The sequence below is a fragment of the Microbacterium sp. ZW T2_14 genome (genome assembly GCF_044987405.1).
GTDB lineage: Bacteria > Actinomycetota > Actinomycetes > Actinomycetales > Microbacteriaceae > Microbacterium.
This window is the reverse complement of sequence record NZ_JBJDRK010000107.1, coordinates 1-5,529: the sequence shown is the minus strand read 5'-3', so window position 1 is coordinate 5,529 and position 5,529 is coordinate 1. Positions and strand designations below refer to the sequence as shown.

Here is a 5,529-nt window from a genome sequence, read left to right as displayed (position 1 = left end):
CCGGGGATGCGGCCGCGGAGGACGCAGCGGCGGCCGCGACAGGTGCCCCCGCCGTGGTGGGCGCGGGCCGCCCCGCCGGGCGGGAGCGCAGCTGACCGCGCAGCCAGATGCCGCCGACGATGCCGACGTAGAGCGCCCAGGCGACGACCTGCAGCCACGACATCCGCGGCATGAAGCCGACCGTCGCCTGCAGGATCGCGGCCACGGCACTGCCGGGGGCGATCGAGGCGGTGACGTCGAAGGCCCAGCCGAACGGGAAGGCCGCCCAGCCGATGGCGACGTCGCCGGTCGCAGGATCGACGGGCGCGGCGGCCGTGAAGGGGCCGGGCAGCGCGCCGGCCTCCTGGAGGTCGTGGATCGCGTAGGCGAGCACGCCGGCCGCGACGATGACGAGGAAGGCGCCCGTCCAGCCGAAGAAGATGCGCAGGTCGAGTCGCAGCATGCCGCGGGCGAGGGCCCAGCCGAGCACCACGGCGGCCACCAGGCCCAGAAGGGCGCCGGCGAGCGCCGCCGGCGCCTCGCCGAAGGACTGCACCATCGACCAGAGCAGCAGCGTGGTCTCGACGCCCTCGCGCGCCACGGAGACGAACCCGATGGCGACGAGCGCCCAGAGCCCGCCGGTGGCGAGGGCGCGGTCCACGCCGCCTTCGAGTGTGCGCTTGAGGGTGCGGGCGGTGCGCTGCATCCAGAAGATCATCCACGTGACCATCGCCACGGCGAGGAGCGACAGGGTGCCGCCCAGCAGCTCCTGCGCCTCGAACGTGAGCGAGTACGCGCCGAAGGTCAGGACGGCGCCGATCACGAGTGCCAGAGCGATGGCGAGCCCCACGCCGGCCCACAGGCGCGGCAGCACATCGCGCCGGCCGAGTCTGGACAGGTACGCGACGAGGATGCCGACGACGAGCGCGGCTTCAAGGCCTTCACGCAGGCCGATGAGGAAGGTGGCGAGCAACGGGATTCCCAAGATGGTGCGGATGACGCGGCGCCCCGTTGCGCCTCGGCACTCCTGCGGTGTGATGCGCGCGGCGGTTCAACGTAAGGTGAGCCTTACCTTCGACGGTACCGGACACGATGCCGGATTGTCCATTCCGTGACGGCGCGTGCGGGCTCAGCCGGCAGCCCGCGCGTACCGATCGGCCAGGCGCTGCAAGTGGGGCACGAGCGCGGCGGGAGAGTCCACGGTGAAGTCCATGCCGAGCATCCCGATGTACGCCGCGATCGTCTCGAGGCTGTCGGCACCCGTCACCAGCACCGACGTCGTCGGCCCCACTGCTTCGACGACGCCGACCGTCGGGTTGATGCGCGCGATCACCTGCGCCGCCGGCGCGGCGATCCGCAGCCGCGCATGCACGTTCCACCCGCCGGATGCGATGGAGCGCAGCGCGAAGGCGGTGAAGTCGCCCCCGGGCACGGGGACCGGGTCGAAACGGCGCCGCGTGGGCATGCGGGGTTCGATCCAGTCGAGCCGGAACGTCTCCCATTCCTCGGTGTCGGGATCGCGCGCCACGAGGTACCAGCGGCGCTGCCAGCTGAGCAGCCGGTACGGCTCCACGCGTCGAGCGGCACCGCGGTCGTCGAAGCGCAGCCACTCCCCCGCATGCACCGCCTGCGCGACCGCGCTCAGCACGCGCGGGTCGACTTCGGGGTCGGGTGCGTCCGTCCCGACGTTCTCCGGGCCGCTGTCGATGGTGGCGGCCACCGCGTCGACGGTGGGCCGCAGCCGTTCGGGCAGCACCTGGAGCAGTTTCGCGAGGGCACGGGCGCCCGCCTCGTCGACGCCGGCGACTCCGCGCGCCACTCGCAGCCCGATGGCCACGGCGACGGCCTCTTCGTCGTCCAGCAGCAACGGCGGCAGCTTGCCACCGGCGGCCAGCCGGTACGAGCCGGCGCGCCCGCGCTCCGCCTCGACGGGGTAGCCGAGCGAGCGCAGCCGCTCGATGTCGGTGCGGATGGTCCGCACCGACACGTTGAGTCGCGTCGCCAGCTCGGGACCCGGCCACCGCGGCCTGCTCTGCAGCAGCGCGAGGAGTGCCAGCATCCGCGCAGAGGTGTCGGCCATGTCGCTCGCTTCGTCGAGGAGGGCAGATAACAGGAAGAGAACCTGCCTGTTTCGACCGTAACGTCGGAGACATGAACACCGCAACCGCCGCCGGCACCGACATCCGCCCCTTCCGCATCGACGTTCCGCAGGCCGACCTCGACGACCTGAACGACCGCCTGGCGCGCACCCGGCTCCCCCAGCCGGCGCCCTCCGACGACTGGGAGTCGGGAACGCCGAACCCGTACCTCGCCGATGCCGTCGCACGGTGGCGCGACGGGTTCGACTGGCGCGCGACCGAGGCGCGCATGAACGAGTTCCCGCACTTCTTCACCGAGATCGACGGACAGCCGATCCACTTCGTGCACGTGCGCTCGCCGCACGAGGGCGCCACGCCGCTGATCCTGGCCCACACGTACCCGGGCTCGTTCGTCGACTACCTGGACATGATCGGTCCGCTCGTCGACCCCGTCGCACACGGCGGCCGCGCCGAGGACGCCTTCGACGTCGTCGTGCCCGATGCGCCGGGGTTCGGCTTCAGCCAGCCGGCCACGCAGGCGGGCTGGACCACCGCGCGCGTCGCGGCCGCCTACGACACGCTGATGCGCCGGCTCGGCTACGACTCGTACGGCATCCACGGCAGCGACAACGGGGCGATGGTGGCGCGCGAGCTGGGTCTGCTCGATCCCGAGGGCTTCCTGGGCCTGCACGTGCTGCAGCTGTTCTCGTTCCCCTCGGGCGACCCGGCCGAGTTCGAGAAGCTCGAGCCGCAGGACTATGCCGGGCTCGAGCACATGCAGTGGTTCCAGTCCGTCGGCGCGTACAACACGATGAACGCCGCCCGTCCGCAGACGATCGCCGCGGCGCTGTCCGACTCCCCCGTCGGCCACCTGGCGTACGCCGAGCTGTTCAACTCCTTCGGCAACGGCACCAGCCTCGTCCCCCTCGACGCCGTCCTCACCGAGGTGAGCGTCGCGTGGTTCGCCAATGCGTCGGCCGGTATGAGCCGCGCCTACCGCGAGAATGCGCTGGCGGATGCCGAGCCGCGCGTGAGCGACGCCCGCACGGGTGTCGCGGTGTTCAAGGACGACTTCCAGACGATCAAGGTGTTCGCCGAGCGCGACAACACGAACATCGTCCACTGGAGCCGCTTCGAGCGCGGCGGGCACTTCGCGGCGCTCGAGGTGCCCGAGCTGGTCGTCGGCGACATCCGCGCCTTCTTCGCCCGGTCGTGAGTGGCAGCGGGCCCGGCAGGCGTCCCCGCCGGGCCCGCTTAACCCTGCGCAACAAACCGAGCGGATGCCGCGGCATCCGCCTACCCTCGCCTCATGACCGAGCTCAATCTGCCGATCCTGGACCTCTCCCGGCTCGACGCGGGTGCCGAGGCGGCCGCGCAGTTCCGCGACGACCTGCGCGCGGCGACCCACGACGTGGGGTTCTTCTACCTCACCGGGACCGGCGTCTCGCCCGAGCTGGAAGCACGGCTGCACCGCGTCGCCCGCGGCTTCTTCGCCCTTCCCGAGGCCGACAAGCTCGCGATCGAGAACGTCAACAGTCCGCACTTCCGCGGATACACGCGCATCGGCGGCGAGCGCACGCAGGGCGAGGTCGACTGGCGTGAGCAGATCGACATCGGCCCCGAACGCGAGGCCGTGACCGATCCGGATGCCCCGGACTTCGCGCGCCTCATCGGGCCGAACCTCTGGCCCGACGCGCAGCCCGAGCTGCGCGCCGTCGTCACGGAGTGGCACGATCACCTGTCGGGCGTCGCGCGGAAGCTGCTGCGCGCCTGGGCGCTGTCGCTCGGTGCCCCCGAGAACTACTTCGACGAGCACTTCGGCGAGCCCTCCACCCTCATCAAGATCGTCCGCTACCCCGGCAAAGAGGACCCCACGCCCCAGCAAGGGGTCGGAGCCCACAAGGACTCGGGCGTGCTCACGCTGCTGTGGGTCGAGCCCGGCAAGGGCGGACTCCAGGTGGAGCGGGACGGACAGTGGGTGGACGCTCCCCCGGTGGCCGGCGCCTTCGTCGTCAACATCGGCGAGCTGCTGGAGTACGCCACGCAGGGCTACCTCATCGCGACCAAGCACCGGGTCATCTCGCCGAAGTACCCCGAGGACCGCATCTCGGTCCCGTTCTTCTTCAACCCGGCGCTCGACAAGCGCCTGCCGCTGATCGAGCTGCCGGACGAGCTGGCCGCGCAGGCCCGCGGGGTCACGCAGGATCCGACCAATCCGATCCACGCGCTCTACGGCGAGAACGCGCTGAAGTCGCGCCTGCGCGCCCACCCCGATGTCGCCGCGATCCACCACGGGGATCTCGTCACGGCGCGGGCCGCGGCATCCGCCTGAAGACCTGTTGCAGGTCTCTTGCGGGGGTGCAAGGGGGTGCCGGAGCGTCCGACGACGCGCTTAGCGTGGCCGTATGAGCGACGTGACGATCTTCGCTCCCTCGCCGACGCTCACCGTCACGGTCGAGGAGCACGACAACGAGCCAGACATCCATCTCCATGCCGGCGGTCAGGGGGTGTGGCAGGCGCGCATGCTGCTGCGGCTCGGGGTCTCAGTGACGATCTGCTGCAGTCTCACGGGCGAGGTCGGACGGATGCTGCGACATCTGCTGCAAGACGAGGGCCTCAGCGTCGCAGGGGTCGAGCGCCCGGGCAAGGGCTCCGCGTACGTGCACGATCGCCGCGGCGGCGAGCGTCGGATCATCGCCGAGACGGGCGGCGACCCCCTCGCCCGGCATGATCTCGACGAGCTCTACGGCATGACCCTTCGCGAGGGGCTCGCCTCGGGCCTGGCGATCCTCAGCGGACCGGCCGGGGAGGACACGCTCCCGGCCGACACCTACCGCCGGCTGGCCGCCGACCTGCATGCCGGCGGTGCTCAGGTCGTCGTGGATCTGTCCGGCGCCCGGCTCGACGCCGCCCTGGAGGGCGGGGTCGACGTCCTCAAGGTCAGCGACGAAGAGCTCATGCAGGATGCGCGTGTCGACGACGACACCAGCGCCGCCATCATGGCCACGATGCGTCGGCTGCATCAGAGCGGAGCGGGTGCCGTGGTCGTGTCGAGATCGCCCGAGCCCACACTGCTGCTGGACGCCGACGGCTTCCTCGAGGTGCGCGCGCCGCGCCTGGAGGTCGCCGACACGAGAGGCGCCGGCGATTCGCTGACTGCCGGCATGGCGGCCGGCATCGCCTGGGGCGAAGGAGTGCGCGACGCGATCGTGACAGGGGTCGCCGCGGCGGCCCTGAACGTCACCCGGCACGGGCTGGGCACAGGCGACCCCGAGTCGATCGCCGCGCTGCGGGCAGCCGTGACGGTGCGAGAGATCCTCGACGACGCCGACGCGGGGATGGATCAGCCCGTCACCGGCCACGTCAGCCCGGACGGGCTCGCGGCACTGGCCGAGCCGCGCACGCAGCCGGCGGGTGGCCCGTCGGCCGATCCCGCCGCGCCTGCGCATCCCGCCAGCACGCAGCCACGGCA

General features: G+C 71.8%; 5 protein-coding genes. 3 read left to right on the top strand and 2 right to left on the bottom strand.

The annotated features are described in order from the left end of the window. Together efeU and ACI3KY_RS19960 are read right to left on the bottom strand one after the other, a co-directional pair. Positions 1-952 (bottom strand): iron uptake transporter permease EfeU (gene efeU / locus ACI3KY_RS19965; RefSeq protein ID WP_404931868.1); only part of this gene is annotated, 952 nt, incomplete at its 3' end. Positions 953-1,108: 156 nt separating this feature from the next. Beyond that, positions 1,109-2,059: a helix-turn-helix transcriptional regulator gene (locus tag ACI3KY_RS19960; protein ID WP_404931867.1), complete on the bottom strand. Its 951-nt coding sequence runs from the start codon at positions 2,057-2,059 to the stop codon at positions 1,109-1,111. A gap of 71 nt (positions 2,060-2,130) precedes the next feature. Here ACI3KY_RS19960 and ACI3KY_RS19955 point away from each other — a divergent pair, with 71 nt between their 5' ends. From ACI3KY_RS19955 to ACI3KY_RS19945, 3 genes are all read left to right on the top strand, one after another. Then, a complete protein-coding gene (locus tag ACI3KY_RS19955; protein WP_404931866.1) occupies positions 2,131-3,273 on the top strand; it encodes an epoxide hydrolase family protein in 1,143 nt (380 codons plus the stop codon). A 93-nt stretch (positions 3,274-3,366) separates the two neighbouring features. Beyond that, complete coding sequence (locus ACI3KY_RS19950) at positions 3,367-4,389, top strand: isopenicillin N synthase family dioxygenase (RefSeq protein ID WP_404931865.1); 1,023 nt, start codon at positions 3,367-3,369, stop codon at positions 4,387-4,389. 73 nt (positions 4,390-4,462) lie between these two features. Then, positions 4,463-5,529: 1-phosphofructokinase family hexose kinase (locus ACI3KY_RS19945; protein ID WP_404931864.1), on the top strand; the 1,067-nt coding region annotated here is incomplete at its 3' end.